Origin of the sequence: Nocardioides turkmenicus (assembly GCF_011045035.1) — a bacterium.
Classification (GTDB): domain Bacteria; phylum Actinomycetota; class Actinomycetes; order Propionibacteriales; family Nocardioidaceae; genus Nocardioides; species Nocardioides turkmenicus.
The window spans coordinates 88,640-114,735 of record NZ_JAALAA010000001.1 but is presented as its reverse complement, the minus strand read 5'-3'; the positions used below and the strand labels follow the sequence as shown (position 1 = coordinate 114,735).

Sequence of the window (26,096 nt, the reverse complement as noted above, 5' to 3'; positions counted from 1 at the left end):
TATTCGGTGTGATTGATGGCTGGGGACCGCAGTTTTGACCCACAGTGTCGACAGTAGGTTTGTCAACAATTCTTTCCACGTTAGCGCTGTCCATGGGCTCTGGCTAGATCGCGCCGGTGGTGGCGCAGACTGTTCGGAACGCTTATGGAAAGCCGCGACGCTACCTGAAGAGGGTTCCGAGCCCGGGAAGGGGGCGGGTCGCCCGGGCGAGTCGCAAACCCTCCCAGACGGTCACCTGGTTGGCCGTCAGGACGGGTTTGCCGAGGGCGTTCTCCAAAGCATCGATGCAGGTCAGCGTGTGCATCGCGGTGTCGGGGACGAGGACGGCCTGGGCCTCGGGAACGTCGACCGTCACGGTCATCTCGATGACCTCGTCCGCGCCGAGACGGCCCACGTCGACGGCTGTGAAGATCCCGCTGGCCCCGAACGAGACCACCTCGATCCCTCCAGCTGCGAGAAAAGCCCGGAAGTGTCCGGCAAGGTCCTCTGGGTAGGACGCGGCGACGGCCACCTTCCCGAGCCCGAGTGCGCGGGCCGCCTCGACGAACGCGATCGAGGTCGACGAGGCCGGGACGCCGAGACGCTCGCTGATCGCGGCAGCCTGGGCGGCGGCGCCGTCGCGGCCGTAGACGAAGCTCCCCGACGTACACGCCCAGATCACCGCATCGGGGGAGTGGACCGCGATCTCATCCGCGCCGGCGGCGAGCCTGGCCGCGGAGCCGGTGTCGAGAAGCGCCTCGACGGTGTGCTCGTCGCGGCCCATCGAGGTGTGGACCAGCGGCAGCCAGATCTCGCCTCCGAGCGCGTTCTCGAGGGTGGGGAAGTCGTCCTCGGCCGCGTAACCCGGGTAGAGCAGTCCGACGACCGGTGGGCGGGTCATGAGGCGTGCCCCATCAGGTTGTGGGCGGTCGGCGGGGTGCGCCCGACCATCCGGAGCGCGGCCCACATGGTCGCCCGGTTGGCGGAGATCACGGGCTTCCCGAGCTCGGCCTCGAGCCGGCCGATGATGTCGTACGTCGCCAGGTTGGTGCACGAGACGACGACAGCCTCGGCCTGGTCGGTGTCGGCGGCCCGGACCAGCCGAAGCGTGGTCTCGTCGGGAACCTCCCAGATGTGGTGGCTCAGGCCGAGGTCGCCCGTGCTCACCACGCTGACCCCGGCCTCCGCCAGGAAGCTGCTGAACCGGGCGGCGAGCGTGGCGTCGTAGGGCGTGGCGACGGCGACCCGGGTGACACCGAGAGCGGAGAGCGACTCGAGCACGGCGCCCGACGTGGTGATCGCCGGGGCGCCACCCGCCCGGCGCATCGCCGCGGCCAGTCGGCGCTCGCCGCGCCGGCCGTGGACGAAGCTGCCCGAGGTGCAGGCATAGACGTAGACGTGCGGCTCGGCCGCCGACAGGTCGCGGACGGCCTGCTCGAGGAGCGCGGTCTCGCTGATCTCCTCGGCCATCTCGAGGGTGACCGCGCGGTCGGTGTAGGGCGTCCGGGTGAAGAGCAGGCCGGTGTCCGGCGGGGCCCACCGCCACAGCTCGTGGTCGAGCACCATGTCATGGGGAACGACCACCGCGATGCGTACCGTCGGGGACATGGCCCCTCCCTAGGATTGTTGACAATCTGCAATCTGCCCTCCTAGCGTAGTCTCGGACTGTTGCGGACGTGTGTCGAGTGCGACGGAGGATTCTCTTGGAGCTGGCCCGGCGCCCCGCGATCACGATCCTCTGCCCGCCGGACGGCGGCAGACCGGCCGGGATGGAGAGCATCGAGGCCGACGCCGAGGTCACCTACACCGATGCCGAGGGTCTCGCCGACGCGCTCCGAGGAGCCGAGGCGCTGCTGCTGTGGGACTACTTCTCCGAGGCCGTTCGCGACGCCTGGCCGAGTGCCGACTCGTTGCGCTGGATCCACGTCGCCGCCGCGGGCGTCGACAAGCTGCTCTTCCCCGAGCTGGTCGACTCCGACGTCACCGTGACCAACGCCCGCGGCATCTTCGACCGTGCGATGGCGGAGTTCGTGCTCGGCTCGATCCTGGCCGTCGCCAAGGACATCCACCGCAGCCACGACCTGCAGGCCGCCAGGAGGTGGCACCGTCGCGAGACCCGGCTGATCAGCACCGAGACCGCGCTCGTGGTCGGCACCGGAGCGATCGGCCGCGAGACGGCGCGGCTGCTGCGCGCGGCCGGGATGGACGTACGCGGCGCCGGCCGCACCGCCCGCAGCTCCGACCCCGACTTCGGGGAGATCATCGCGAGCGCCGACCTGGCCGCCCACGTCGCCTGGGCCGACCATGTCGTCGTCACGGCCCCGCTGACCGCCGAGACCCGGGGCCTGATCAGCAAGGACGTGCTCGCGGCGATGAAGCAGGGCAGCCACCTGGTCAATGTCGGGCGCGGCCAGATCGTCGACGAGGACGCGCTCGTCTCGGCGCTCCGGGACGGCCCGCTCGAGGCGGCCTCCCTCGACGTCTTCGAGGTCGAGCCGCTTCCGCACGAGAGCCCGCTGTGGACGATGCCCGGGGTCGCGGTCTCGGCGCACATGTCCGGCGACTACGAGGGCTGGCGCGAGGCGCTGGCGCGCCAGTTCATCGACAACGCCCGGCGCTGGCTGAACGGCGAGCCGTTGGTGAACATTGTCGACAAGCAGCGCGGCTTCGTCGTGCCGGCGGAGACCGAGCGGACATGACCGAGATCGATCTCAGCGCCCTGACCGCCGCCGAGCTCGTCGACGGCTACCGCTCGGGAGCCTTCACCCCGCTGGACGCGACCCGGTCGGTGCTCGACACGATCGCGGAGCACGACCCCGCGGTGAATGGGTTCGTCCGCGTCGATCCCGACGGGGCGCTGGCGCAGGCGACCGCGTCCACCGAGCGGTGGCGCGCGAGGCGACCGCTCGGCGGCGCCGACGGGATACCGACCTCGGTCAAGGACATCTTGTGGACAGCAGGATTGCCGACGATCCGCGGCACCTGGCTCATCGACGAGGCCGGACCGTGGCCGGAGGACGCACCCGCGGTCGCGCGGCTCCGCGAAGCCGGCGCCGTCATCATCGGGAAGACGACCACGCCGGAGTTCGCCTGGAAGGGCGTCACCGACTCGCTCCGCCACGGCTCCACCGGCAACCCGTGGGACCCGGGCCTGACGTCGGGCGGCTCCAGCGGCGGAGCCGCCGCAGCGGTCGGCCTCGGCATGGGCCCGTGGGCGCTCGGCACCGACGGTGGCGGCTCGGTCCGGATCCCGGCCTCCTTCACCGGCACCGTGACGATCAAGCCGACCTACGGCCTGGTGCCCCTTTATCCCGCCAGCCCGTTCGGCACCCTCTCCCACGCCGGCCCGATGACCCGGACCGTGACCGACGCCGCGGCCCTCCTCGACGTGATCGCCGGCTTCGACTCCCGCGACTGGTCGGCCGTGCCCACGCCGCAGACCTCATTCCTGGCGGCGCTCGACGACGGCATCGAGGGGATGCGGATCGGGTTCTCGCCCACGCTCGGGTACGCGAAGAACGACCGCGAGGTCGAACGGCTCGTCCGCGCGGCAGTCGGCGTGCTGGAGTCCGAGGGCGCCCGCGTCGACGAGATCGACCCCGGCTTCGCAGACCCGGTCGAGGCGTTCGAGGTGCTCTGGTTCTGCGGCGCGGCGAAGGTCATCGACGCCTACCCGCCGGGCGCGATCGACCGGATCGACCCGCTGCTGCGTGAGGGCATCGAGACGAAGGGTCGCGGCTCCGCCGCCGACTACCTGGACGCCACCGCGGTCCGGATGGATCTCGGGCGGCTGATGGGGCGGTTCCACGAGACGTACGACCTTCTGGTCACCCCGACCATGCCGATCACCGCCTTCGAGCGCGGCCTGCAGGCGCCGGAAGGATGGCCCTCGGTGTGGTGGCCGAGCTGGACTCCCTACACCTACCCGTTCAACATGACCCAGCAGCCGGCGGCGAGCGTGCCGTGCGGCATCACGGACGCGGGTCTGCCCGTCGGCCTCCAGATCGTCGGCGCTCGCCACGACGACGCCCGGGTGCTGCGAGCGGCACGGGCCTACGAACGGGCGAGCGGTGAGCTGTTCGTCCGACCTGTCGACAATCCTCGAGGAGCCCGATGAGCCGCTACATCACCGTCACCCTGGAGCGCCGCGGCGTGTCCTGCCTCGCCCGCCTGCTCGACGAAGAGGCGCCACGGACCGCGGGCGCCGTGTGGGACGCGCTGCCGCTCAGCGGCCAGGTCTTCCACGGCAAGTACGCGCGCAACGAGATCTACCACCTGGTCCCTGCCTTCGCCGCGAAGGAGCCGGGCAAGGAGAACACCACGGTCACCCCGATCCCCGGCGACCTGTGCTACTTCGCGTTCTCCTCCGACGACCTCGGCAACCCGTCCTACGGCTACCCGGAGGACCGCGGGCCGGGCACGATGGCCGAGATCGTCGACCTCGCCCTCTTCTACGGCCGCAACAACCTGCTCATCAACGGCGATCAGGGATGGGTCCCGGGCAACGTCTTCGGCACGGTCGTCGACGGCCTCGAGGAGATGGCGAAGGCCTGCCAGGACGTCTGGATGAGCGGCGCCACCGATGAAATCCTCACCTTCGCGCGCTCCCACGAGGACGGCTAGGAACCGGACGGATTGGGTATCGGACGGACGTCTGGGTTTCCGTCGATAGGGTTTGGGCATGTCTTGGTTGGAGTGCAACACCCATCACTGGGACGACTGGTCGCTGGCCGAGCTCGTCGAGGCCAAGCAGGGGCAGCGGGTCAGCCTGGTGGTTCCGGCACGCAACGAGGCCGCGACCGTGGGCGACCTGGTCACCACGTTGCGCACCAGCCTGATGGAGACCTCCGACCTGGTCGACGAGCTTGTCGTCATCGACTCCGACTCCTCCGACGACACCGCGCGGATCGCCTCCGACGCCGGCGCCGATGTCTACGCCTCGGCCGCGATCCGGCCCGATCTGGGGTCCTATCCCGGCAAGGGCGAGGCGATGTGGAAGTCGCAGTTCGTGACCACCGGCGAGCTCATCGTCTTCATGGACGCCGACCTGACCGAGTGGGACACACATTTCGTACGCGGTCTGGTCGGCCCTCTTGTCAACAATCCGACGATCGAGCTGGTCAAGGGCTTCTACCGGCGCCCGGGCGAGCACGGTCTCGACGGCGGCCGGGTCACCGAGCTGGTCGCGCGCCCGCTGCTGGCGCTCCACCGCCGCCCGCTGCGGGACCTGATCCAGCCGCTCGCGGGGGAGTGGTCGATCCGGCGCTCGCTGTTCGAGCGGCTGCGGGTCCCGACCGGATACGGCGTGGAGCTGGCCGCGCTCGTCGACACCCTGGACATGCGGGGGATGGACGCGATCGCCCAGGTCGACCTCGGTCAGCGCGACCACAGCCACCAGGACCTCTTCGACCTCGGCCTGATGGCGACCCAGATCGTGGGCATGATGTCGCGGCGCCTCGGCACCGGTCCGGCGGGCGACGACGTCGAGATGCGGCAGTACATCCCGATCGACGGCTCCACCAAGGTGCTCGACCGGAGTGTCAGTCTCTTGGAGCGTCCCCCACTGAGTGACGGCGAGGGCGGTATGGTCGCCTGATGCTGCGCCTCGGACGACACGAATTCGGTGATGACGAAGCGCTGATGATGGCGATCGTCAACCGCACGCCCGACTCGTTCTTCGACAAGGGAGCGACCTGGGCCGAGGATGCGGCCTTCGAGCGCGTACGCCTGGTGGCCTCCCAAGGCGCCGAGATCGTCGACATCGGCGGGATCAAGGCCGCCCCTGGGGCCGAGATCGACGCTGCCGAGGAGAAGTCCCGCGTGGTCGACTTCGTCGCCCGGGTGCGGGAGGAGTTCCCGACGCTGGTCATCTCGGTCGACACCTGGCGTGCCGAGGTGGGCGACGCGGTGTGCGCCGCCGGCGCCGATCTGATCAACGACGCCTGGGGCGGTGCCGACCCCGAGCTCGTCGACGTCGCCGCTGCTCATGGCGCCGCGATCGTGTGCACCCACACCGGCGGTGTGACGCCGCGGACGCGCCCCTACCGGATCGAGTACGACGACGTGGTGCGCTCGGCGGTCGACGACACCGTCGCCTACGCTCAGCGCGCCCTCGACGCCGGTGTCGCCAAGGAGTCGATCGTGATCGACCCGGCCCACGATTTCGGGAAGAACACCTTCCACTCCCTGGAGATCACCCGCCGGCTGGGGGAGATGGTCGCGACCGGCTGGCCGGTGCTGGTCTCGCTGTCCAACAAGGACTTCGTCGGGGAGACGCTCGATCTGCCGGTCGGGGAGCGGCTCCTCGGCACTCTGGCCGCGACGTCGGTCTGCGCGATGGCCGGTGCCCGCATCTACCGGGTCCACCAGGTCACCGAGACCCGGCAGACCGTCGACATGGTCTGGACGATCGCCGGACGCCGCCGTCCGGCCCGAGCGATCAGGGGGCTGCAGTGACCCGCGTGGCGCTGGTTCCGGGATGTCTGGCCCTGCTGCCGGAGTACGCCTCGATCGACGACCCCGTCGACGAGCTCCGCTCCGCCTGTCTGGCCGCGGTGGCCTGGCTGGGCGAGGACGTACGCGTCATCGCCGGTGCCCAGGGCGCCCGGGTCGCCGCCGCCCTGCTGGCCGAGGTCGGCACGGCTCCGGTGACCAGCCGCGAGGCGGCGTACCTCATCGTCGGCAACGGCTCGGCCCGTCGCAGCGAGAAGGCGCCGGGCCACCTCGACCCGAGGGCCGCCGAGTTCGACGACCTGCTCGGCAAGGCCCTGACCACCCCTGACCCCGAAGCGCTGGGCGCACTCGACCAGGATCTGGCCGCGGAGCTGTGGGCCGACGTCCGCGCGATCGTCGAGGCCGCCGGGCTGCTGCGCGACGTCGAGACGGTGGCGGTCGACTACGACGACGATCCGTACGGGGTGCGCTACTGGGTCGCCCGCTGGGCGGTGCCTTCGGCCTAGTCGGGCTGGGCGAGCAGGTCGGTGAGGCCGGCCGCGTAGATCTTCGGTGTGACGTCGCCGAGCATGAGCCGCTGCAGGATGAAGCCGGGCAACAGGCCGGTGAGGACCATCGCGATGCGCTCGGGGTCGGCGTCCTTGCGGAACCGGCCGGCGTCGATCGCCGCCTCGGCGTAGGTGCGCCAGGCGTCGCGGATGCGCCTGGCCTCGGGCGCCATCAGGTCACGGACCTCCGGGTCGCGCGCCGCCTCGGCCCAGGTCTGTAGCGCGATCTTGGGCAGGTCGACGTCGAGCTCCTCGGAGAGGTCGAGGAGGTGCTGGGTCGCGGCCTCGATCGCCACCTCCGGCGGGGGAGCGGCGACCTCGGACCCGTGGGAGGGCGTGAAGCGGGTGATGGCCTCGGCGATCGTCGTCAGGCCGGACTCGGCGATCGCGCGGATGATGTCGTTCTTGCCGCGGAAGTAGGTGTAGACGGAGCCCGCTGACAGGCCGGACTCGTTGATCACCGCGGCCATCGTCGTCTTGTGGAAGCCGTCGCGCGCGACGCAGCGCAGCGTCGCCGCGATGATCTGCTGGCGCTTCTCGGCCCGGTGCTCCTCGCTGATCTTCGGCATGGCGGCAGCATACCTCAAAAGAAAACGAACATTCATTCTTGATAAATCCGGCGGGGTGGAGGAGAGTGTCCCTCAAAGAGAATGAACATTCGTTTTTTTACGAAGGAGTCGTCATGTCCACGTCAGCGAAAGCCGTGATCGGGGTCAGCCTCGGTCTGGTCACCCTGCTCACCCTGCTCATCACCGCGTTCGCCTGGCCTTCCAGCGAGATGGAGCCGCGTGCGCTGCCGTTGGCCGTTGCCGGTCCGGCCGAGGCGGTCGACCAGATCGAGACGCAGCTCGCCGCCAACGCGGGGGAGGACGCCTTCGACGTGACCGCGGTCGCCGACCGCGACGAGGCGGTCGAGGCGATCGAGGACCGCGAGGCGTACGGGGCGATCGTCGTCGGCCCCCAGGGCCAGGAGGTGCTGACCGCGACGGCCGCCAGCGCCAACGTCGCCCAGCAGCTCACCGCGATGGCGACCGCGATGGGCGCCGAGACCGGCACCGCTCCGACGGTGACCGATGTCGTCGCGGCGCCCGAGGACGACCCGCGCGGACTCGTCTTCGGCACCGCCGCCCTACCCCTCGCGCTCGGCGGGATCATGGCCGGCGCGATCACCTCGCTGGCGCTCAAGCGCACCCGCGACCGTGTGGCCGCCGCGTTCCTGATCGCGATCGGAGGTGGTCTGGCGATGACCGGAGTGATCCAGGGCTGGCTCGGCGCCCTCGAGGGCGACTACCTCGTCAACGCGGGTGTCGTGGCGCTCGGCATCCTGGCGGTCGCGCTGCCCATCGTCGGTCTGCGCCACTTCATCGGCATGGCCGGCGTCGGGATCATGGCGCTGCTGGTCATGCTCGTGGGCAACCCGCTCTCCGGCATCTCCTCGGCACCGGAGATGATCCCGTTCGGCTGGCTCGGCCAGCTCCTGCCTCCGGGGGCGACCGGCTCGGCGCTTCGCGGCCTGGCGTTCTTCGACGGCGCCGGGACCACCACGCCGCTGATCGTGCTCGCCTGCTGGGCCGGCGTGGGCCTGCTGCTCACCGTGCTGCCGCACCGCGAGAAGGGCAGCGCCGCAGGCGAGAGCGCCCAGCGGACCGAGCAGCGTGACCTCGACGCCGTGGCGCGGTAGAAATAGAGGGATGACTCATCCGCACGAGCCGGTCGGCGAGTGGTGGCGCGAGCAGGTGGCCGCGCTCCACCGCTGGGGCCGGCTCGTGCTGCGTGATGAGGAGGACTCGGTCCACCAGATGCGCGTGACCGTACGCCGCATGCGCAGCGCCCTGGCGACCTATCGTCCTCTGCTCGACACCGACCGCGCCGAGCCGCTCCGCGACGAGCTGAAGTGGCTGGCCGACCTCCTCGGAGACGTACGCGACGCCGAGGTGCTCCGCAAACGACTGCGCCGCTGGGCTGCCGAGCACGGTCCGGGACCGTCGGGTGTCGACGCGCTCCGGGCCTCGCTCGCCGAGCGTCAGGCCACGGGGCGCGCCCGGCTGCTGCCGGAGCTGGACGGCGAGCGCTACCGCGCACTGGTCGCAGGCCTCGCCGCCAGCGACGGTCTTCCCTGGGCAGACGGTGCGCCGGGCAAGAAGGCGCTACGCAAGCGGGTCCGCAAGAGCTGGCGACGTCTGGCGGCCGCGGTCGAGGCCGCCGAGCGCGCCGAAAGTCCTGCGGAGCGGCGCCGGCAGCTCCACGAGGCGCGCAAGAAGGCCAAGCGCACCCGCTATGCCGCCGAGTCGCTGCGCGAGGTCTTCGGCAAGGACGCCGAGCGCCTCGCCGACGCCACCAAGTCGGTTCAGTCGGCCCTCGGCGATCTCAACGACTCGGTGGTCATGATCCGGGCGATCGTGGAGATCCCGGCCCCCGACGACGTCCTCCTCGACTTCCTCGCGGCCGAAGAGGCAGCTGCCATCGACGCCGAAGAGCGGTTCGCCCCCGTCTGGAAGAAGGCGAACCGCTCGAAGGTCCACGGCTGGCTGGGTTAGCCGACGGCCTATCCGACCGGAAAGTCGAAGTAGGTGTCCGGGTAGGGCTCCTCGACCAGCGAGTAGTGCCACCACTCGTTGTCGTAGCGGCTGAACCCGCACGACTCCATCACCGAGCACAGGTGGGCCCGGTTGCGGGCCGCAGCCTCCGAGACGCCGGCGGCGCTGTGGTGGGAGACCTCGTCCATCAGGTCGTGGCCACCGCCCATGTCCAGCAGCGCACGCGTGGCCAGGGAGAACAGGGTCAGGTCGACGGTGCTGCCGCGGCTGTGGCCGGACCGGGTGGCGACGTACCCCTTCTCGAACATCTCCTGACGGGTGATCGCCGGGTAGTGGATGCGCTTGCGCTCCTCGTCCTGCGCGTCGAGCGGCTCCTCCGCCCAGCGCAGGAACGCGTCGACCGCGCGCTGGGGGCGGTAGCCGTCCCACAGCAGGATCCCGAAGCCGAGTGCGGCGGCCTTGTCCCGCGCCTGGGCGAGCGCGGCGCACAGCTCGCGGGTGCCGACGATCCGGTTCACCAGGTAGCCGTCGACCGGCTTGCCGGTGAAGTTGTCCCAGGTGGCGTACTTGCTGTCCCAGCGGATGCCCGGCACCAGCTCGTCGACGAAGACGAAGCCTTCCCTCATCGCGCCGTCTCCTCCAGTGCAAGGGCGACGGCACGGTCGAGGAACTCGGTCATCGAGATCCCCGCGGCCGCCATCATCCGCGGGTAGCGGCTGTAGGAGGTCAGCCCGGGCAGCGTGTTGACCTCGTTGAGCACGACGGTGCCGTCGGCCTTCAGGAACATGTCGACCCGCGCCAGGCCGCGGCAGCCCAGTGCGCGGTAGACCCGCTGCGCCTCGGCCTTGACCAGCTCCCGCGCCTCGGCCGGGATGTCGGCCGGCACGATGAAGGTCGCGTTCTCCGAGCCGGTCTCGGGGGCGTCCTCCTGGTGGATCTTGAAGAAGCCGTGCGAGAGCGCGACGTGGTCGACCTCGCCGGTGATCAGGTCGGAACCGTTGCCGAGGATCGCGCAGCCGATCTCCTCGGCCACGACGCCCTCCTCGATGAGCACCTTGTCGTCGTACTGCCGCGCGGTCGCCACCGCCTCGTCCAGCTCCGCGGCCGAGGTCACCTTGCTGACCCCGAACGACGACCCGGATCGGGCCGGCTTCACGAAGACCGGGTAGGGGAGTACGCCGGGGTCGCCAACAGTCTGCACAGTGTCGCCGGGGAACAGCGTCCAGAACGTCGGGGTCCGGATACCCGCATCGGCGACGACCGTGTAGGCCAGCGACTTGTCCATGCACAGCGCCGAGCTCTGCACGTCGCAGCCGACGTACGGGATCCCGGAGAGCTCGAGGAGGCCCTGGGTCGCGCCGTCCTCGCCGAGCTTGCCGTGCAGGACCGGGAGCACGACGTCGAGCCGGATCGTCTCGTAGTGTCCGTCCGCCAGGACGAGCAGCCCGTGAACGCTGCGGTCGGGGGAGAGCACGACCGGGCGGTGCGCGCCGTCCTCCCAGCTCGCCGCCGGACCGTCGCACAGCCGCCAGTCGCCGCTCTTGGTGATGCCGATCCAGTAGGTCTCGTACCTGTCGGCATCGAGGTGCTTGGCGACCTCCTGTGCTGACTTCACCGAGACGGGGTGCTCCTCGAAGACGCCACCGAAGATGATGCCGACCTTGAGCTTGGACATGCTGCTACCTGCTTTCGAATTCACGACAGTTCACGATGGAGTTCTCGACCGTGTCCATCAGGGCATGGTCGGTGAAATAGGCGATATGGGGGCTGACCAGCACGTTCGGCATCTCCTGGAGCCGTGCCAGCCAGCCGTTCGGGACCTCACGGCCCCGGAGGTCGGCGTAGAAGATGCCCTCCTCGCCCTCGATGACGTCCAGCGCAGCGCCACTCAGCCGCTCGTCCTCGAGGGCTTCGACGAGTGCCGGGGTCTCGATGAGCGCGCCGCGGCCGGTGTTGACGACGTACGCGCCGGGCCGCATCCGGCCGATGCGGCGCCGGTCGAGCAGATGGTGCGACTCCCCGGTGAGCGGCGCGTGGAGGGTCACGATGTCGCTGCGCTCGACCAAGGTGTCGAGGGTGACGTGCTCGACGCCGTCCGCTGCGGGCCGGGGCCGGACGTCGTGGGCGAGTACGTCGCACCCGAAGCCCCGCAGCCGGTCGATGACCGCCGCGCCGATCCGCCCGGTCCCGACCACGCCGACGGTGAGGTCGCGCAGCTCCCGGCCCCGGGTGGCTCCCGGCCGGTAGTCGTGGGCGTCCGTGCGCCGGATCGTCGCCTTCGCCTGGCGCACCGCCATGAGCATCAGCATCAACGTGTAGTCGGCGACCGAATCGGCTGAATAGGAGACGTTTCCGACCGTTATCCCGATGCTCGCCGCGAAATCGACATCGATGTGGTTGAAACCGATGCTCCGCGTCGAGATATATCGGATCCCGACCTTGTGGAGCGCGAGGAGAGTCGCGTTTGATATCGGCGTCTTGTGGCTGACGCTGATGCATCGGTTCCCGCGGGCGAGACCCGCGTTGTCCTCGGTGACGGGCTCGATCGTCATGGTCAGCGAGACCCCGTGGGCAGGCGCCAGAGAGTCGAAAATGCGCTTCTCATCAGGGGCGCAGCCGTAGACCGTGATCCCGGTGGTCGGAGAGGTCACGGTGTGCGTCGCCGGGTCGGTAGGCGCGGTCAGGGACGGCTCGTGGTAGATCATCCCGGCCAGCAAACCGCAGGAGCAGTTGCGGCCCCGTATGCAATTTCCGATATGCCGACGATAAGTTATCGTCCGCATATCGATTAGCGGATACGCAGTGGCAACACGCGATTTCGAAAACTGAGGGGATGATTCCCCTCAGCCTGGACGAAATAGCCTCGTTGGTCGGCGGAAAGGTCGTCGGTGACGGCTCCGTGACGGTCAGCGCGCCCGCCGTGATCGATGGCCGCGAAGCCGACCCGGGCGGCCTCTTCGTCGCCTTCGCGGGCGAGCACACCGACGGCCACGAGTACGCACCACAGGCCGCTGAGGCCGGCGCGGTCGCTGCGCTCGGCTCGCGCCCGACGGCACTGCCGACCGTCGTCGTCGACGACGCCCGGGCCGCGCTGCAGCGTCTGGCCGCTCATGTGGTCGCGCTGCTGCGTGACGAGCTGACGGTGGTCGCCGTCACCGGCTCCCAGGGCAAGACCAGCACCAAGGACATGATCGAGGCGGTGCTCTCGACCGCGGCACCGACCGTCGCAACCTCCGGCTCGTTCAACAACGAGCTCGGCGTACCGCTCACCATGCTGCGTGCCGACGCGACCACGAGGTTCCTCGTCCTGGAGATGGGTGCCCGCCACATCGGCGACATCGCCGAGCTGACCGGACTGGTCGCTCCCGACATCGCCGTGGTCACCAACGTCGGCCGAGCCCACCTCGGCGAGTTCGGATCGCGCGAGGCGATCGCCGTGGCCAAGAGCGAGCTGGTGCAGGGGATGGCAGAGGGCGGCACGGCCATTCTCCACGCCGACGACCCGCGGGTGCTCGCGATGGGCGACCTCAGCGACGGTCCGGTGCTGGCCTTCGGCGCCGGCGAGCGGGCCGGGGTCCGCGTACGCGACCTCTCGCTCGACCGGCTCGGCCGGCCCACCTTCACGCTCGGGCATCAGGGCGAGACCACCGTGGTCAGACTCCCGTTCGTCGGCGCCCACTGGATGCTCAACGCCGCCGCGGCGGCCGCGGCCGGGCTGGCCGCCGGCGTCCCGCTCGACCAGGCCGCGACCGCGCTGAACACCGCCTCGATCTCGAAGTGGCGGATGGAGCTGCGCGCTCTGTCCGGCGGCGCGACCCTCCTCGACGACTCCTACAACGCCAACCCCGAGTCCACCCGCGCCGGCCTGGATGCGCTCACCTCGATCGACGCCAAGCGCCGCATCGCGGTCCTCGGCGAGATGCTCGAGCTCGGTGAGGAGAGCCGCGACGCCCACCGCGAGATCGGGACGTACGCTGCCACCCGCGCCGACCTCGTCATCACCGTCGGCGAAGCCGCCGCCGTCATCGCGGACGGCGCGGACCGAGCCGGTGGCAAGGCACTCGCCCTACCCGACAACGCCGCCGCGATCGAGTGGCTCGGCAGCCACCTCGCTCCCGGTGACGTCGTGCTCGTCAAGGCCTCACGCGGAGCCCGCCTCGACCAGGTCGCCGCAGCACTGACCACTTCGCTGGATTCTGCAGCGCTTTCAACTGAAATCCCCGATTGTTGGCAGTCGGCCCAGACTCTGCACAGTGCGGAGCGTGATCGTCCAGATCATTGCCCGCGTGTCGGTGACGATTCACGAGGTGCTCGGAGAACTGCGCGCGACAGCGCTGGATGAGCGCGACAAGGGTGACAAGTTCGAGCGGCTGATCAAGGCGTACCTGAAGACGGATCCGGAGTGGGCTGCTCGGTTCTCTGACGTGTGGCTGTGGCCGGAGTGGCCGGGACGCCATGGGGTCTCGGACATCGGCGTCGACCTGGTCGCGAAGAACAGGGACCTCGAGGGTTTCTCGGCGATCCAATGCAAGTTCTACGAAGCTGGGAAGAAGGTCGCCAAGAGCGACATCGACTCGTTCCTCGCTGCTTCGATGCGGCCTGACTTCGGGTTCTCGCAGCGCTACGTCTTCGATACGGCGGCTGGGTGGTCGCACAACGTCGAAGCCGAGGTGCAGGGAGTGGTTCAGCGCGTGGACATCGCCTACCTCGACGATGCTGCGATCGACTGGGATCAATTTCGCTGGGAGACGCCTGAGATCGTCGTACCCACGGGCAAGAAGATGCTACGGCCGCACCAGGAGCGCGCTCTGGAAGATGTCTTCAAGGGCCTGCAGACCCACGATCGCGGCAAGCTCGTCATGGCCTGCGGAACGGGCAAGACGTTCACCAGCCTGAAGATCGCCGAGCATCTGGCCGGTGTCGGCCGGTCCGTTCTCTTCCTCGTCCCCAGCATCCAACTGCTCTCCCAGACTCTGCGTGAGTGGATGGCCAACGCTGAGGTCGAGATCCGTCCGTTGGCGGTGTGTTCCGACGTACGTGTCGGCCGCAAGACCAGCGGAGACGACGTGGACATGTCGACGATCGACCTAACCGAGCCCGCCACGACCGACGCCGATACTCTGACCGCTCGGCTCAATGTCGGTAGGCACGCGAAGGAGCGGATGACGGTCGTCTTCTCGACCTACCAGTCGATCGATGTGATCGCCGAGGCGCAGAGGAAGGGGCTGGGGGATTTCGATCTGGTCATCTGCGACGAGGCTCACCGCACGACCGGGGTGACCCTCGCCGGTGGCGATGACTCGGCGTTCGTCAAGATCCACGACAACCAGGCGATCGCGGCCAGGAAGCGTCTCTACATGACCGCCACGCCGCGGGTGTTCGGGGAGGACGTACGCCGCAAGGCCAAGGAGTCCGAGGCGATCCTCGCCGATATGAACGACGAGACCCTCTTCGGCCCCGAACTGCACCGTCTGGGCTTCGGTGATGCGGTCGAGGCCGATCTGCTCACCGACTACAAGGTCCTGGTGCTGGCCGTTGATGAGCAGTACGTCGCGGAGAACTTCCAGCAGGCGATGGCCCAGTCCGGGGAGATCAAGCTCGACGACGCGGCCAAGCTGATCGGCTGCTGGAACGGCCTCTCGAAGCACTTCCGGCAGGACGAGGCCGGCGACTTGGATCTGACGCCGATGAAGACCGCGGTCGCGTTCGCGAAGGACATCACGACCTCGCAGCTCGCCGCGGACAGCTTCCCGATCCTCGTCGATCGTGCGCTCCAGGACGAGGCAGGAGACAGGAGAGCGCTGCGGGTCGAAGCGCGTCATGTCGACGGCACCATGGGTATCCACGAGCGCAACGGACACCTGACGTGGCTTAAGGAGGAAGCGCCGCAGGACACCTGCCGCATCCTGACCAACGCACGGTGCCTCTCCGAAGGCGTCGATGTCCCCGCCCTCGATGCCGTTCTCTTCCTCACCCCGCGCGGCTCCCAGGTCGACGTGGTCCAGTCCGTCGGGCGGGTGATGCGGAAGGCGCCGGGCAAGGAGCTCGGCTACATCGTGCTCCCGATCGTGGTCCCCTCCGGCGTCACTCCGGAGGTGGCGCTGAAGGACAACGAGCGTTACAAGGTCGTGTGGCAAGTGCTCCAGGCGCTGCGGTCCCACGACGATCGCTTCCACGCCATGATCAACCAGATCGAGTTGAACAAGAAGCGCTCGGACCGGATGGTGATCGACAACGTCACCCCAGGTCAGGATGCCGAAAGTCTTCGAGGAAAGGAGGGCGCCGGCTCGGAGCAGATGGCCCTCGACTTCGGCTTCGAGGGCTTCCGCGACGCGATGTACGCCCGGATCGTCCAGAAGGTCGGCGAGCGGAAGTACTGGGACACTTGGGCCAAGGACGTCACCGAAATCGCCCAGAAACACGTCGTCCGGATCAAGGGCCTGCTCGCGGACAAGGAGTCGAACCAGGCCAAGGAGTTCGACGCCTTCCTCGCCGGTCTACGTGGCTCGCTCAACGAGTCGATCACCGACGCCGATGCGATCGACATGCTCTCCCAGCACCTGATCACGCGGCCGATCTTCGAAGCGCTCTTCGAGGGCTACTCCTTCAAGGACACCAACCCGGTCGCCCGGATCATGGAGCTCATGCTCGCCAGCCTAGACGAGCACCCCCTCGCCGCCGAGAACGCCCCGCTGGAGTCCTTTTACGACTCCGTCCGCCGCCGCGTCGCGGGCGTAGACAACGCGGAGGGCAAGCAGCGGATCCTGATCGAGCTCTACGACAAGTTCTTCGCCACCGCGTTCAAGCGGACCGTCGACAAGCTCGGCATCGTCTACACCCCGGTCGAGATCGTCGACTTCATCCTCCGCTCGGCCGACGACGTGCTCCGTCAGGAGTTCGGCCAGGGCCTCACCGACGAAGGCGTCCACATCCTCGACCCCTTCACCGGCACCGGCACCTTCATGGTCCGCCTGCTCCAGTCTGGTCTGATCCAACCCCACGACCTCGCCCGCAAGTATGCCACCGAACTGCACGCCTCCGAGATCCTCCTGCTCGCCTACTACATCGCAACGGTCAACATCGAGACGACCTACGCGGAACTCACCGGCGAGACCAAGGAGTACCTCGGCCTGGTCCTGAGCGACACCTTCCAGTCCTGGGAGCCCGACGACACCCCGGACTTCGAGATCTTCGCCGAGAACAACGAGCGCCTCCAGCGCGTCAAGGGCCTCCCGATCACCGTCATCGTCGGCAACCCGCCGTACTCGGTCGGGCAAGGTTCGGCGAATGACGAAAACGCCAACGAGGCGTACTCGGCGCTCGATGGCGAGATCGAGCGCACCTACGTGGCTCGATCGAGGGCGACCTCCCGCAAGGCGATGTATGACTCCTACATCCGGGCGATCAAGTGGGCGACCCTGCGGATCCAGGATCGCGGTGTAATCGCGTACGTCACCAACGGCGGCTTCCTCGACTCCAATACCGCCGACGGCATGCGCAAGACTCTTGCCGACGAGTTCTCATCGATCTACGTCTACAACCTTCGCGGCAATCAGCGCACCGCTGGCGAGCAGTCACGCAAGGAGGGTGGCAAGGTCTTCGGTGGAGGCAGCCGAGCCACAGTCGCCATTACTGTGCTCGTCAAGAACCCAACGGCAACGGGTGCCGCCGCGATTCATTACACCGACATCGGCGACTACCTCACGGCTGAACAGAAGCTCGCAAAGGTCGCGGCCGCCGGGACGATCACGGGGCTCGAATCCGTCACTCGCATCTCGCCGAATGAGCACGGCGATTGGCTCAACCAGCGGTCCGGCTCCCTTGACGAATACCTCCCTATCGGCGCGAAGAGTGCCGACTCGGTCTTCGAGCGCTACTCGAAGGGACTGAACACTGCGCGATCTCAGTGGGCATACGGGTCGTCACGCGCAGCCGTGATCGGCACCGTCGAGCGAATGCTTGCCGCCTACGAAGCAGACCGGATCCGGATCAAGGCGGAGCCCGATGCCCGGCTCACAAGCGACGAATCCGCGATCAAGTGGAGTCGCAGCCTCAAGCAGTCTGTGCGCCGAGGACGGTCGATTCGCCTTCGCGAATCGGGCCTTCGACGGGCAGCGTTCCGGCCGTTCTTTGCTCAGTGGGCCTACTTCGAACGATCGTTCAACGATCAGGTGTACTCGCTGACGGAGTTCTTGCCATCCACAGGGGTTCCGAATACGGGAATCGTGCTGACTGACGTTTCATCGCACTATGAATTCTGCGCGCTTGCCGTCGATACGTTGCCGGACATGCACACGCTCGACACTGCCCAGTACTTTCCCCGCTGGCGCTTCGAGCAGGTGGACGACTCAGGAATGCTCGACCTCGGCGGCGATGGCGAGGTGGTCGACGGGTACCGCAAGATCGACAACATCACCGACGAAGCGCTGACACGGTTCCGGGCGAAATACCCCTCCGAGACGATCACGAAGGACGACATCTTCTTCTACGTCTACGGGCTGCTGCACAGCCCGGAGTACCGCGAGAAGTACGCGGCGGATCTGAAGAAGATGCTGCCGCGGATCCCGTTCGTGCGAGACTTCGCCGGTTACGCGGAGGCCGGCCGGAGGCTGAGCGAGCTGCACCTGGGGTATGAGTCGGTCGAGCCGTACCCGCTCGAAGGGCTCGACGTGGAGGCGGTCGGCGATCCGTACGACTTCTTCGCGGTCAAGCACAAGAAGATGGTCTTCGCGAAGGTGCGGATGGACGGGAAGCTGGTCGCGGACCGGTCGACGATCGAGTACAACGACCGGATCACGGTGTCGGGGGTCCCGGAGGAGGCGTATCGGTACATGCTCGGGAGTCGGTCGGCGATCGAGTGGATCATCGATCGTTACTGGATCAAGACCGACAAGGCCTCCGGCATCGTCAACAACCCCAACGACTGGTCCCGCGAGGTCGGGGATCCGCGCTACATCCTCGACCTGCTTGCGCGGGTCGTCACCGTCAGCCTCGAGACGATGAAGATCGTCGATTCGCTGCCTCCACTGGAGGTCATCTCGTAAGGATCGCGTCGAGCGAAGCTGGCGGCAACCGGCTCCTCAAAGTAAAGAACTGTTCGAGGTCGTTTAGATTGCAGCCAGCGCGGTAGGAGTAGCAGAGCACCCCACAATCTCGGGAGGACAGTTCCACGCAAGCCGAAGGCCAGACACGTCAGGCGATCCCGCCAGTCATGTACCTACCCGCATCACCGGGTAGCGGCTTCAATGGTGAGCCTGCCGAGATCGAGATGCGACGCCTGCTCGACGGGCGCGTTGCGCTCCTCGCGTACACCGCGCTGGATCGCCTGGCTGACTGCTGTGGATCCGAGCAGGCCTGGGTCCTCTACAAGACCGATCAGCTCGACGAGCTCAACAAGGTCAGCCCGTATGACGTCATCGTCATCGACCAGCCTCTGCCCGACGAGCTGCGGCGGGATGCCCAGTGAGCAAGGTACGGATCGATCCAGGTGACGGCGCGCAGATCGCGACCCTCCACAAGGAGGCGGCCTCGGGCATCGAGAAGACTGCATCCAGCTTGCCTGGAACGGTCGATGCAGGAATCGCGTCGGCTCTGATCAGTGACATCCTGGCGCAGTTGACCGGACACGCCGATCAGCTGTCGATCGCGAACGAGTCGGTCAGGAACATGGTCAGCAGCGTCGTCAAGGACCTGGACCAGACTGACGAAGAGGCCGCTGGTCCGCTCCGGCGCCTCAAGTCCAGCCTCAATCCCGGCGGCGAACACCCGAGGAGTCGGTAGCGATGGCGGGCATCGACACCCATGTACCCGGCAAGCCCGCCCAGGTCCGCTCCGCCGCCGACTTCCTCGGGAAGACTCTCAAGTCCGCGGTCGCCGACGCCGGAGAGGACAGTCAGCGGGCTCGTTCCAAAGCGCGCGACGGCTGGGAGGGGGAGTCCGGCGAGGCATACAGCGGACTGAGCAGCGAACTCGTCAAGGCGGCCGATCATCAGGAAGGGCACCTGAAGGAAGCGGGCCAGAAGTTCGACGCGTACGCCTACAAGCTCGAGGCCGTGCAGAACCGCATGGCGGATCGGCGTACTCGCGCAACCGGTGGAGGCCTGACGCTGTCGGGCGAGGTCATCACCGAGCCGGCACCCGCAGAGTCTCCCGGTGATCTTCCCGCTGGTTCGACGCCTGAGGAGTCTGCTGCCTGGGACCAGAAGAACGCCAAGTTCGAGGCGCAGAACAAGAAGATCGAGCTCTACAACGAGATCGCCAAAGAGGTCGAGGACGACAACAAGGACCTTCAGGACTGGGTCGACTCGAACCTCAAGAAGTTCTGGAGCACGGTCGACGGTCCGTCGCCGTTGGATGTGGTGATCGCCGCCATCAAGAAGCTCCCGCCGGCGATGACAGGGATGTACTTCGACACCAACGAGCGCCGGCTGACCAAGTACGCCAACCACACCCGCGCCGAGGCGGACCGCTTGCGCAGAGAGGCTGACGAGGCCGTCAGGAACCGTCGCTCGGGACACCCGGGCCGGCGAGCCGCCGGTGAAGCGACCGACGTACGAGGCAACCGCGCCACGGCGCGAGGCCTGGACGCCCTGGGCGAAGGCGCCGAGCGTGTCGCCCGCCGGCTTCCCGTGATCGGAACGGTCGCCTCCATCGGTTTCGCCGGCGCGGAGATCGCCAACGGCGAGTCTCCGTCGAAGGTCATCGTCGGTGAAGCTGCCGGTGTAGCCGGTGGTGCCCTCGGTGCCGCCGCAGTCGTCGGTGGTGCCGCTCTGATCGGCGTCGGCGCACCAGTCATCGCTGTCGCGGCTGGAGCGGCTGCGGTGGGTGTCGTTGTTGGTCTTGGGGCCGAATACGCTTATGAGAACTGGGTGTCAGATGAGACCCGCGAGAAGATTGATGATGGTCTGGAGGCTGTGGGCGATGCCATCACATTCTGGGATTGACGCAGCGCGAGGAAACCCGAACGGGCGGTTCGTCGCGCCACCTGTCCTGTCGAAGTCGGTGATTCGCGTCTACGCACTCATCGCGCTGGCGAGCGCGGGCCTCGGACTCGGCCTCTGGGTCCTCTGGATCTCCGGTTCGACCCCAGCTCGGATCGCTGCAGTGCTGATGGCCGCTGTCCTCCTGCTTCCGACCGCTGCGCTGGTGCGGAGCATGGCACGCCGCCGTTCCAAGGTCCTCGTGAGGGACGAGAATCCGGGTGAGGTCGTGCTGCGAGGGTCACGGTTTTTCGCGCTCGCGCTGCTGATAGCGCTGGTCGGCATCATCTTCTATCCGGTCGCGCTTGGCGTGGCGGTCTTCCGCGACGGGGTCGAGGAAGGGTCGGCGTCGATGTTCGGCGTCTCGTTCCTTGTCGCGCTGGCGTGCCTTCCAGTGCTCGTGATGGTGATGCTGGGCAAGTACAGGCTGAATCGCCTGGTCCTGACACACGACGTGGTGACGTACCACGGCTATCGCCGCTCATGGTCGGCACGGTGGGATGAGCTGGACAGGGTCGAGATCACCCCCGAGCAGAAGGTTCAGGTGCTCATTTCCGGGCGTGACACCGAGATTCAGGTTCCGCTGGGCCTCATGGCCAGCGGCCCGGTCCCGCTCGCGGAGTACGTCGACGATCTACTCCGTCATCCTGACCGACGGCCGAGCAAGTCTCCTCCGAGCTAGGCCTGCTACGGAATTCGCTATCCAGGCATAGCCACCACGTGGCCTGGTGCGGTCACACCGACCGCACCAGGCCATCGCTGTTGCTGGCCACCACGTTCGGCGCAGGTGTGAGAACACGGCGGCGCCACCACGGCCACGACAGGATCGCGGCGGCGGTGGCGCCGCCGGCGTTGAGGATGACGTCGTCGACCGAGGAGACCCGGCCGAGGGGCAACAGGTGTTGCAGGACCTCGATCGACACCGAGGCTGCGCCGGCCAGGAGCAGGACCCGCCACACCGAGCGGAGGGCGGGGAAGCGGATGGGGCCGAAGAAGCCCAGCGCACCGAAGATCAGCAGGTTGCCGACCAGGCCGATGGGACCCATGGTCGACATGTCCTCGAAGGGCACCAGGCTCACGTTGCCCGACAGGATGCCGTTGTTGCCGGGCAGCAACGTCAGCGCCACACCCGGCACGGTGCCGTAGACGATGGCGACCTCCGCCAACGAGTGGCGCCAGGCCTGCCGCCAGGCGACGCCGAAGACCCGGCGCACCACGGCCAGCACGGGCACCGCCAGCATGGCCACCGGGAAGGCCAGCACCGTCAGTACGACGATGCCGGTCTCCGTAAGCGCGCCCGATTCGTTCACGATCATCCGAGGTCCTCCCTGATCTTCCTGATCGACTCCGTCATCGATGCCGTCATCGGCTCCGCCGTCGCATGTAGAGGTCGAACGCGCGGTAGAGGATCGGCCGCAGCGGCAGGTCCCACTCACCGACGTACCTCACCGCCTCCCCGCCGGTGCCGACCTTGAACTGGATGAGCCCGACGTGCGGGTCCTCGGCGGACAGGGTCGGGGTGATGCCCCGCAGGTCGTAGACGTCGCAGCCGGCGGCCAGCGAGTCGCGGATCATCGCCCACTGACAGGCGTTGGAGCCACGTACGTCCCGCTTCTCCGTCGACGAGGCGCCGTAGACGTACCAGGCATAGCCTCCGACGCGGACATAGATCGTCGCTGCCACCAGGTCGCCGTCGTGGCGGGCGAGATAGAGCGCAACCCTCCCCGTTTCCTCGGCGGACAGCGCGGCGAACATCGTCTCGAAGTAGGCCAGCGGCCGCGGCGTGAACCGGTCACGCTCGGCGGTGTGCACGTACAGATCGTGGAAAGCCTTCAGGTCCTCGCCGCCGGCGGAGGTGGTGACCTCGACGCCTGCTTTCGCGGCCTTCTTGATGTTGCGCCGCCACAGCTGGTTCATGCCCCGGAGCACGTCGTCCTCGGAACGGGCGGTTCCGTCCGGGTGCCGCAGCCGGATCTCGTACGTGAACTGCGGCTGCCCCGCCCCGAACCCGTCCTCGGGGTTCTGCGGGATCCAGCCGGAGTCGCGGAGATACCGGGTCACCTCGGCGCCGACCGGGTCGGGCCGCCCGGGCAGGTCGGTGAGCCGCGTGACCTCGGGGTCGGCGATGCCCTCCTTCACCTGCGTTGCGCTCCAGGTGTCGGTCGGCACCGGGGGAGCGATCCGGATCGCGAAGGCACCCTGCGACCGCAGGTAGGAGACCAGTGGCGGGAACCAGACGGTGAGGCCGCCGGTCCAGTCGATGTCCGGGCCCCAGGGCAGATAGGCCAGCGTGTGGCCCAGCCGCGGCACCGGCCGGTGCAGCACCAGCCCGGCCCCGGCGAGCTGGTCGCCGGCGTACCAGCCCAGCGACTCGCTGCGCCACTCGGTCTTCACGTCTGCCCACGCCGGGGTCTGCAGGAAGCTGACCGACCGCCGCGACCGGACGTGGGCGAGGTGCTCGGCGGGACTGATCGGTCTGACGGTGAAGGTCACCGTGCCAGTCAACCCGTCGCGATGTCGTCAGGGCGTATGGCATTTCCGATACGTCGGCGATATGTCAGCGACCTAGGATGCAGAGCATGCGGGTGCTGGTGGTCGAGGACGAGCCGTTGATGGCGGGAGCGATCCGGGACGGGCTGCGGCTGGAGGCGATCGCGGCCGACATCGCCGGTGACGGCGACACCGCCCTGGAGATGCTGAGCGTCAACGCCTACGACATCGCGGTGCTCGACCGCGACATCCCCGGACCCTCCGGCGACGAGATCGCCAAGCGCATCGTCGCCGCCGGCACCGGGATGCCGATCCTGATGCTCACCGCGGCCGACCGGCTCGACGACAAGGCCTCCGGTTTCGAGCTCGGCGCCGACGACTACCTGACCAAGCCGTTCGAGCTGCGCGAGCTGGTGCTGCGGCTGCGGGCGCTCGACAGGCGGCGCGCCCACAACCGGCCGCCGGTGCGGGAGATCGCCGGGCTGCGGGTCGACCCGTTCCGGCGCGAGGTCTACCGTGACGGCCGCTACGTCGCGCTGACCCGCAAGCAGTTCGCGGTGCTCGAGGTGCTCGTCTCCGCCGAGGGCGGCGTGGTCAGCGCCGAGGAGCTGCTGGAGCGGGCGTGGGACGAGAATGCCGACCCGTTCACCAACGCCGTACGCATCACCGTCTCCGCCCTGCGCAAGCGGCTCGGCGAGCCTGCGATCATCGCGACCGTGCCCGGAGTCGGATACCGCATCGATGTCGACTCCTAGACGCCCGGGGATGAGCGTCCGGCTCAAGCTCACGTTGAGCTATGCCGGCGTCATCGTGCTCACCGGCGTCCTGATGCTCGCCGTCGTCTGGGTCTTCCTGCTCCGGTACGTCCCCGACGGGGTGTGGCTGGAATGGCCGGACCAGGCCGGCCGGCCGGGCGCGCCCTTCGTCCCGAACCGCTCCGACCTCGAGCGCGCCTTCGCCCCGCGGGCCGCGACCATGATGGCATTCCTGCTCGTGTTCGGGCTGGTGGGAGGCTGGATCCTCGCCGGGCGGATGCTCGCGCCGCTGACGAAGATCACCGAGGCCACCCGGACGGCGGCGACCGGGTCGCTCTCGCATCGGATCGCCCTCGACGGTCCCGGTGACGAGTTCCGCGAGCTGGCCGACGGCTTCGACGACATGCTCGCGAAGCTCGAGTCCCAGGTGGCCGAGCAGCAGCGGTTCGCGGCCAACGCGTCCCACGAGCTGCGTACGCCCCTCGCCATCACCCAGACCCTGCTCGACGTCGCCGCGAACGACCCGAACCGCGACGTCGACGAGCTCCTCGGGCGGCTGAGGCTGATCAACTCCCGGGCGATCGATCTCACCGAGGCGCTGCTCGTGCTCAGCCGTGCCGACCAGCGCTCCTTCGCCCGGGAGCAGGTCGACCTGTCGCTGGTCACCGAGGAGGCGGTCGAGACACTGTTGCCGCTCGCCGAGCAGCGCGGGGTGCAGATCGAGACCTCGGGTGACCCGGCCTCGGTCAGCGGCTCGCCCGCGCTGCTGCTGCAGGTCGCGACCAACCTGATCCACAACGCGATCGTCCACAACCTGCCCGAGGGCGGCACGGTCTCGGTCACCGTCGCCACCGGCGAGCGGAGCGTGGTCCTCACCGTCGCCAACACCGGCGAGAAGCTCTCCCGTGAGCTCGTCGCCACGCTCACCGAGCCGTTCCAGCGAGGCACCCAGCGCATCCACGGCGACCACGCCGGTGTCGGGCTGGGCTTGGCGATCGTCAAGAGCATCACCCGCGCCCACGACGGCAACCTCGCCGTCCTCGCCCGCCCCGGCGGCGGCCTACGCGTCTCGGTCGAGCTCCCCAGGGACTCGTGACGTGCTCGTCGGAGCTGCCTCGCCGGAGGGCTCGGGATAGAGCACCAGCACCAGGAGTACGCCGACGGCGGCTCCGGCCACCTGGGCGAGGATGAACGGCGGGGCGCTGCCCGGGGCGATCCCGGCGAAGGTGTCGGAGAAGATCCGGCCGACCGTGACCGCCGGGTTGGCGAAGCTGGTGGAGCTGGTGAACCAGTAGGCGGCGCCGATGTAGGCACCGACCGCCGGGGCGGCGAGGGTCGCGCGTCCGGTGCGGACCAGGGCGAAGATCAGCGCGACCAGGCTGGCGGTGGCCACGACCTCGGCGAGCAGGTGGGGACCGGTGGCTCGGTCCTTGGCCGACAGGGCCGTCTCGACGTCGAACATCAGGTTGGCCACGACGGCACCGGCGATCCCGCCCGTGCACTGCGCGAACGCGTACGCACCGGTCTCGGGCAGGGTCAGGCCGGTGCCGTCGCGGCGGCCGAGGAACCAGTCCGCGAGCGAGACCACCGGGTTGAAGTGAGCGCCGGAGACCGGGCCGAAGAGGAGGATCAGGGTCGCCAGACCGAAGACGGTCGCCAGGGAGTTCTCCAGGAGCTGGAGGCCGACGTCGCCGGGGGAGAGCTGCTCGGCGGCGATGCCCGAGCCGACCACGACGGCGACCAGCAGCGCGGTGCCCGTGAACTCGGCGAACAGCCGCCTGGCCAGGTCGGTCATGCGGCCCCACCCTGAAGGAGCACCTTGGGATTCGACATGTGCCTATATTGACGGATGTCGATGGGACCCAGGAAGTCGGGGCGTTCCTCAGCGGCTCCTGGCTCCGGTGCGCAGCAGATCGAGTGTACGCGGCTCGATCAGGGTGGAGAGGGCGACCACGCTGGTCGAGCGGACGACGGCGTGGGACTGGTCGATGCGGACGAGCACCTCCTGGAGCTTCGCGTGCGACCCGGTCGCGACCTTGCAGAAGACGTCGAACGACCCGGTCGTGACGTACGCCTCCAGCACCTCGGGGATCTCGGCGAGGTCGCGGCGTACGTCCTCGAGTGCGCCCTGGGAGATCTCCAGCGTCACGAACGCCTGGACCGCGTGGCCGGCCGCGGCAGGGTCGATCGTCGGTGCCCAGTCGCGGATCACGCCGGCCTCGGCCATCTTGCGCAGCCGGCTCTGCACCGTGGCGCGAGCGACGCCGGCAACCCGGGAGAGCTCGAGGTCGCCGACGCGAGGATGGGCGTGCAGCGTCTCCAGGAGAGTGACGTCGAGGTCATCGAGGTTCATGA

General features: G+C 68.5%; 26 protein-coding genes. 16 read left to right on the top strand and 10 right to left on the bottom strand.

Going from position 1 to position 26,096, the window contains the following annotated elements:
• Positions 1–160 precede the first annotated feature (160 nt).
• Together G5C66_RS00595 and G5C66_RS00590 are read right to left on the bottom strand one after the other, a co-directional pair.
• Positions 161–880 (bottom strand): maleate cis-trans isomerase family protein, encoded by a 720-nt coding sequence (locus G5C66_RS00595; RefSeq protein WP_165108685.1) that lies wholly within the window; start codon positions 878–880, stop codon positions 161–163.
• Positions 877–1,587: a maleate cis-trans isomerase family protein gene (locus G5C66_RS00590; RefSeq protein WP_165108683.1), complete on the bottom strand. Its 711-nt coding sequence runs from the start codon at positions 1,585–1,587 to the stop codon at positions 877–879. Before G5C66_RS00590 ends, G5C66_RS00595 begins: the two co-directional genes overlap by 4 nt.
• Before the next feature lie 95 nt (positions 1,588–1,682).
• Here G5C66_RS00590 and G5C66_RS00585 point away from each other — a divergent pair, with 95 nt between their 5' ends.
• Genes G5C66_RS00585 through G5C66_RS00560 form a run of 6 tightly spaced genes read left to right on the top strand, consistent with a single transcriptional unit; the run spans position 1,683 to position 6,938 of the window.
• Positions 1,683–2,678 (top strand): D-2-hydroxyacid dehydrogenase, encoded by a 996-nt coding sequence (locus tag G5C66_RS00585; protein WP_241248103.1) that lies wholly within the window; start codon positions 1,683–1,685, stop codon positions 2,676–2,678.
• On the top strand, positions 2,675–4,096 hold the full coding sequence (locus tag G5C66_RS00580) for an amidase (RefSeq protein WP_165108681.1): 1,422 nt from the start codon (positions 2,675–2,677) through the stop codon (positions 4,094–4,096). Before G5C66_RS00585 ends, G5C66_RS00580 begins: the two co-directional genes overlap by 4 nt.
• Positions 4,093–4,602, top strand: a complete 510-nt coding sequence (locus tag G5C66_RS00575) for a DUF3830 family protein (RefSeq protein WP_165108680.1) — start codon at positions 4,093–4,095, stop codon at positions 4,600–4,602. The genes G5C66_RS00580 and G5C66_RS00575 overlap by 4 nt, the downstream gene beginning before the upstream one ends.
• Positions 4,603–4,660: 58 nt before the next feature.
• Positions 4,661–5,575 carry a glucosyl-3-phosphoglycerate synthase gene (locus G5C66_RS00570; protein WP_241248102.1) on the top strand — a complete coding sequence of 305 codons (915 nt, stop codon included), beginning with the start codon at positions 4,661–4,663 and terminating at the stop codon, positions 5,573–5,575.
• A complete protein-coding gene (folP, locus tag G5C66_RS00565) occupies positions 5,575–6,435 on the top strand; it encodes a dihydropteroate synthase (protein WP_165108678.1) in 861 nt (286 codons plus the stop codon). Before G5C66_RS00570 ends, folP begins: the two co-directional genes overlap by 1 nt.
• The gene (locus G5C66_RS00560) at positions 6,432–6,938 is read left to right on the top strand and encodes a class III extradiol ring-cleavage dioxygenase family protein (RefSeq protein ID WP_165108676.1); all 507 of its coding nucleotides are present in this window, start codon (positions 6,432–6,434) and stop codon (positions 6,936–6,938) included. Before folP ends, G5C66_RS00560 begins: the two co-directional genes overlap by 4 nt.
• Here the strand turns inward: G5C66_RS00560 and G5C66_RS00555 are convergent.
• Complete coding sequence (locus tag G5C66_RS00555) at positions 6,935–7,549, bottom strand: TetR/AcrR family transcriptional regulator (protein ID WP_165108674.1); 615 nt, start codon at positions 7,547–7,549, stop codon at positions 6,935–6,937. The genes G5C66_RS00560 and G5C66_RS00555 overlap by 4 nt on opposite strands.
• Before the next feature lie 113 nt (positions 7,550–7,662).
• On the opposite strand from G5C66_RS00555, the gene G5C66_RS00550 reads away from it, so the two are divergent.
• Together G5C66_RS00550 and G5C66_RS00545 are read left to right on the top strand one after the other, a co-directional pair.
• A complete protein-coding gene (locus G5C66_RS00550) occupies positions 7,663–8,661 on the top strand; it encodes an ABC transporter permease (RefSeq protein ID WP_165108672.1) in 999 nt (332 codons plus the stop codon).
• A 10-nt stretch (positions 8,662–8,671) separates the two neighbouring features.
• Positions 8,672–9,517, top strand: coding sequence for a CHAD domain-containing protein (locus G5C66_RS00545; RefSeq protein ID WP_165108670.1), 846 nt, complete (start codon positions 8,672–8,674; stop codon positions 9,515–9,517).
• Between the two features lie 8 nt (positions 9,518–9,525).
• On the opposite strand, the gene vanX is transcribed toward G5C66_RS00545, so the two are convergent.
• Genes vanX through G5C66_RS00530 form a run of 3 tightly spaced genes read right to left on the bottom strand, consistent with a single transcriptional unit; the run spans position 9,526 to position 12,222 of the window.
• Positions 9,526–10,143, bottom strand: a complete 618-nt coding sequence (gene vanX / locus G5C66_RS00540; RefSeq protein ID WP_165108668.1) for a D-Ala-D-Ala dipeptidase VanX — start codon at positions 10,141–10,143, stop codon at positions 9,526–9,528.
• Positions 10,140–11,192, bottom strand: coding sequence for a D-alanine--(R)-lactate ligase (gene vanA, locus G5C66_RS00535; RefSeq protein WP_165108666.1), 1,053 nt, complete (start codon positions 11,190–11,192; stop codon positions 10,140–10,142). The genes vanX and vanA overlap by 4 nt, the downstream gene beginning before the upstream one ends.
• Positions 11,193–11,196: 4 nt before the next feature.
• Positions 11,197–12,222, bottom strand: coding sequence for a D-isomer specific 2-hydroxyacid dehydrogenase family protein (locus G5C66_RS00530; RefSeq protein ID WP_165108664.1), 1,026 nt, complete (start codon positions 12,220–12,222; stop codon positions 11,197–11,199).
• Positions 12,223–12,350: 128 nt separating this feature from the next.
• Between G5C66_RS00530 and G5C66_RS00525 the strand changes: the two genes are divergently transcribed.
• From G5C66_RS00525 to G5C66_RS00500, 6 genes are all read left to right on the top strand, one after another.
• Positions 12,351–13,859, top strand: a complete 1,509-nt coding sequence (locus tag G5C66_RS00525) for a UDP-N-acetylmuramoyl-tripeptide--D-alanyl-D-alanine ligase (protein WP_165108662.1) — start codon at positions 12,351–12,353, stop codon at positions 13,857–13,859.
• A complete protein-coding gene (locus G5C66_RS00520; protein ID WP_165108660.1) occupies positions 13,804–18,561 on the top strand; it encodes a type ISP restriction/modification enzyme in 4,758 nt (1,585 codons plus the stop codon). The genes G5C66_RS00525 and G5C66_RS00520 overlap by 56 nt, the downstream gene beginning before the upstream one ends.
• A gap of 224 nt (positions 18,562–18,785) precedes the next feature.
• A complete protein-coding gene (locus G5C66_RS00515; RefSeq protein WP_206443568.1) occupies positions 18,786–18,983 on the top strand; it encodes an SAV_915 family protein in 198 nt (65 codons plus the stop codon).
• Positions 18,980–19,297, top strand: coding sequence for a hypothetical protein (locus G5C66_RS00510; protein ID WP_165108656.1), 318 nt, complete (start codon positions 18,980–18,982; stop codon positions 19,295–19,297). Before G5C66_RS00515 ends, G5C66_RS00510 begins: the two co-directional genes overlap by 4 nt.
• Positions 19,298–19,299: 2 nt before the next feature.
• The gene (locus G5C66_RS00505; RefSeq protein ID WP_165108654.1) at positions 19,300–20,460 is read left to right on the top strand and encodes a hypothetical protein; all 1,161 of its coding nucleotides are present in this window, start codon (positions 19,300–19,302) and stop codon (positions 20,458–20,460) included.
• 58 nt (positions 20,461–20,518) lie between these two features.
• Positions 20,519–21,178 carry a hypothetical protein gene (locus tag G5C66_RS00500; RefSeq protein WP_165108652.1) on the top strand — a complete coding sequence of 220 codons (660 nt, stop codon included), beginning with the start codon at positions 20,519–20,521 and terminating at the stop codon, positions 21,176–21,178.
• Between the two features lie 52 nt (positions 21,179–21,230).
• Here the strand turns inward: G5C66_RS00500 and G5C66_RS00495 are convergent, their stop codons facing one another.
• Positions 21,231–21,812 (bottom strand): VanZ family protein, encoded by a 582-nt coding sequence (locus tag G5C66_RS00495; RefSeq protein ID WP_165108650.1) that lies wholly within the window; start codon positions 21,810–21,812, stop codon positions 21,231–21,233.
• A gap of 46 nt (positions 21,813–21,858) precedes the next feature.
• Entirely contained in the window at positions 21,859–22,989 is a 1,131-nt protein-coding gene (locus G5C66_RS00490) for a peptidoglycan bridge formation glycyltransferase FemA/FemB family protein (protein WP_165108649.1), read from the bottom strand.
• An 86-nt stretch (positions 22,990–23,075) separates the two neighbouring features.
• On the opposite strand from G5C66_RS00490, the gene G5C66_RS00485 reads away from it, so the two are divergent.
• Both G5C66_RS00485 and G5C66_RS00480 read left to right on the top strand, forming a co-directional pair.
• Positions 23,076–23,741 (top strand): response regulator transcription factor, encoded by a 666-nt coding sequence (locus G5C66_RS00485; protein WP_165108647.1) that lies wholly within the window; start codon positions 23,076–23,078, stop codon positions 23,739–23,741.
• A gap of 10 nt (positions 23,742–23,751) precedes the next feature.
• On the top strand, positions 23,752–24,837 hold the full coding sequence (locus G5C66_RS00480; RefSeq protein ID WP_165108645.1) for an ATP-binding protein: 1,086 nt from the start codon (positions 23,752–23,754) through the stop codon (positions 24,835–24,837).
• Here the strand turns inward: G5C66_RS00480 and G5C66_RS00475 are convergent.
• Both G5C66_RS00475 and G5C66_RS00470 read right to left on the bottom strand, forming a co-directional pair.
• Positions 24,802–25,536, bottom strand: a complete 735-nt coding sequence (locus tag G5C66_RS00475; RefSeq protein WP_165108644.1) for an aquaporin — start codon at positions 25,534–25,536, stop codon at positions 24,802–24,804. The two genes, G5C66_RS00480 and G5C66_RS00475, sit on opposite strands and share 36 nt — an antisense overlap.
• Before the next feature lie 87 nt (positions 25,537–25,623).
• On the bottom strand, positions 25,624–26,094 hold the full coding sequence (locus tag G5C66_RS00470; protein ID WP_165108642.1) for an Lrp/AsnC family transcriptional regulator: 471 nt from the start codon (positions 26,092–26,094) through the stop codon (positions 25,624–25,626).
• Positions 26,095–26,096 lie beyond the last annotated feature (2 nt).

Excerpts from the sequence above, each read along its gene's own strand:
- G5C66_RS00580 (WP_165108681.1), top strand. The coding sequence starts at position 2,675 with ATGACCGAGATCGATCTCAGCGCCCTGACCGCCGCCGAGCTCGTCGAC.
- G5C66_RS00475 (WP_165108644.1), bottom strand. The coding sequence starts at position 25,536 with ATGACCGACCTGGCCAGGCGGCTGTTCGCCGAGTTCACGGGCACCGCG.
- G5C66_RS00555 (WP_165108674.1), bottom strand. The coding sequence starts at position 7,549 with ATGCCGAAGATCAGCGAGGAGCACCGGGCCGAGAAGCGCCAGCAGATC.
- G5C66_RS00595 (WP_165108685.1), bottom strand. The coding sequence starts at position 880 with ATGACCCGCCCACCGGTCGTCGGACTGCTCTACCCGGGTTACGCGGCC.
- G5C66_RS00485 (WP_165108647.1), top strand. The coding sequence starts at position 23,076 with ATGCGGGTGCTGGTGGTCGAGGACGAGCCGTTGATGGCGGGAGCGATC.
- G5C66_RS00570 (WP_241248102.1), top strand. The coding sequence starts at position 4,661 with ATGTCTTGGTTGGAGTGCAACACCCATCACTGGGACGACTGGTCGCTG.
- G5C66_RS00525 (WP_165108662.1), top strand. The coding sequence starts at position 12,351 with ATGATTCCCCTCAGCCTGGACGAAATAGCCTCGTTGGTCGGCGGAAAG.
- G5C66_RS00545 (WP_165108670.1), top strand. The coding sequence starts at position 8,672 with ATGACTCATCCGCACGAGCCGGTCGGCGAGTGGTGGCGCGAGCAGGTG.
- folP (WP_165108678.1), top strand. The coding sequence starts at position 5,575 with ATGCTGCGCCTCGGACGACACGAATTCGGTGATGACGAAGCGCTGATG.
- G5C66_RS00505 (WP_165108654.1), top strand. The coding sequence starts at position 19,300 with ATGGCGGGCATCGACACCCATGTACCCGGCAAGCCCGCCCAGGTCCGC.
- G5C66_RS00515 (WP_206443568.1), top strand. The coding sequence starts at position 18,786 with ATGCGACGCCTGCTCGACGGGCGCGTTGCGCTCCTCGCGTACACCGCG.
- G5C66_RS00470 (WP_165108642.1), bottom strand. The coding sequence starts at position 26,094 with ATGAACCTCGATGACCTCGACGTCACTCTCCTGGAGACGCTGCACGCC.
- G5C66_RS00590 (WP_165108683.1), bottom strand. The coding sequence starts at position 1,587 with ATGTCCCCGACGGTACGCATCGCGGTGGTCGTTCCCCATGACATGGTG.
- G5C66_RS00530 (WP_165108664.1), bottom strand. The coding sequence starts at position 12,222 with ATGATCTACCACGAGCCGTCCCTGACCGCGCCTACCGACCCGGCGACG.
- vanX (WP_165108668.1), bottom strand. The coding sequence starts at position 10,143 with ATGAGGGAAGGCTTCGTCTTCGTCGACGAGCTGGTGCCGGGCATCCGC.
- vanA (WP_165108666.1), bottom strand. The coding sequence starts at position 11,192 with ATGTCCAAGCTCAAGGTCGGCATCATCTTCGGTGGCGTCTTCGAGGAG.
- G5C66_RS00575 (WP_165108680.1), top strand. The coding sequence starts at position 4,093 with ATGAGCCGCTACATCACCGTCACCCTGGAGCGCCGCGGCGTGTCCTGC.
- G5C66_RS00480 (WP_165108645.1), top strand. The coding sequence starts at position 23,752 with ATGAGCGTCCGGCTCAAGCTCACGTTGAGCTATGCCGGCGTCATCGTG.
- G5C66_RS00550 (WP_165108672.1), top strand. The coding sequence starts at position 7,663 with ATGTCCACGTCAGCGAAAGCCGTGATCGGGGTCAGCCTCGGTCTGGTC.
- G5C66_RS00495 (WP_165108650.1), bottom strand. The coding sequence starts at position 21,812 with ATGATCGTGAACGAATCGGGCGCGCTTACGGAGACCGGCATCGTCGTA.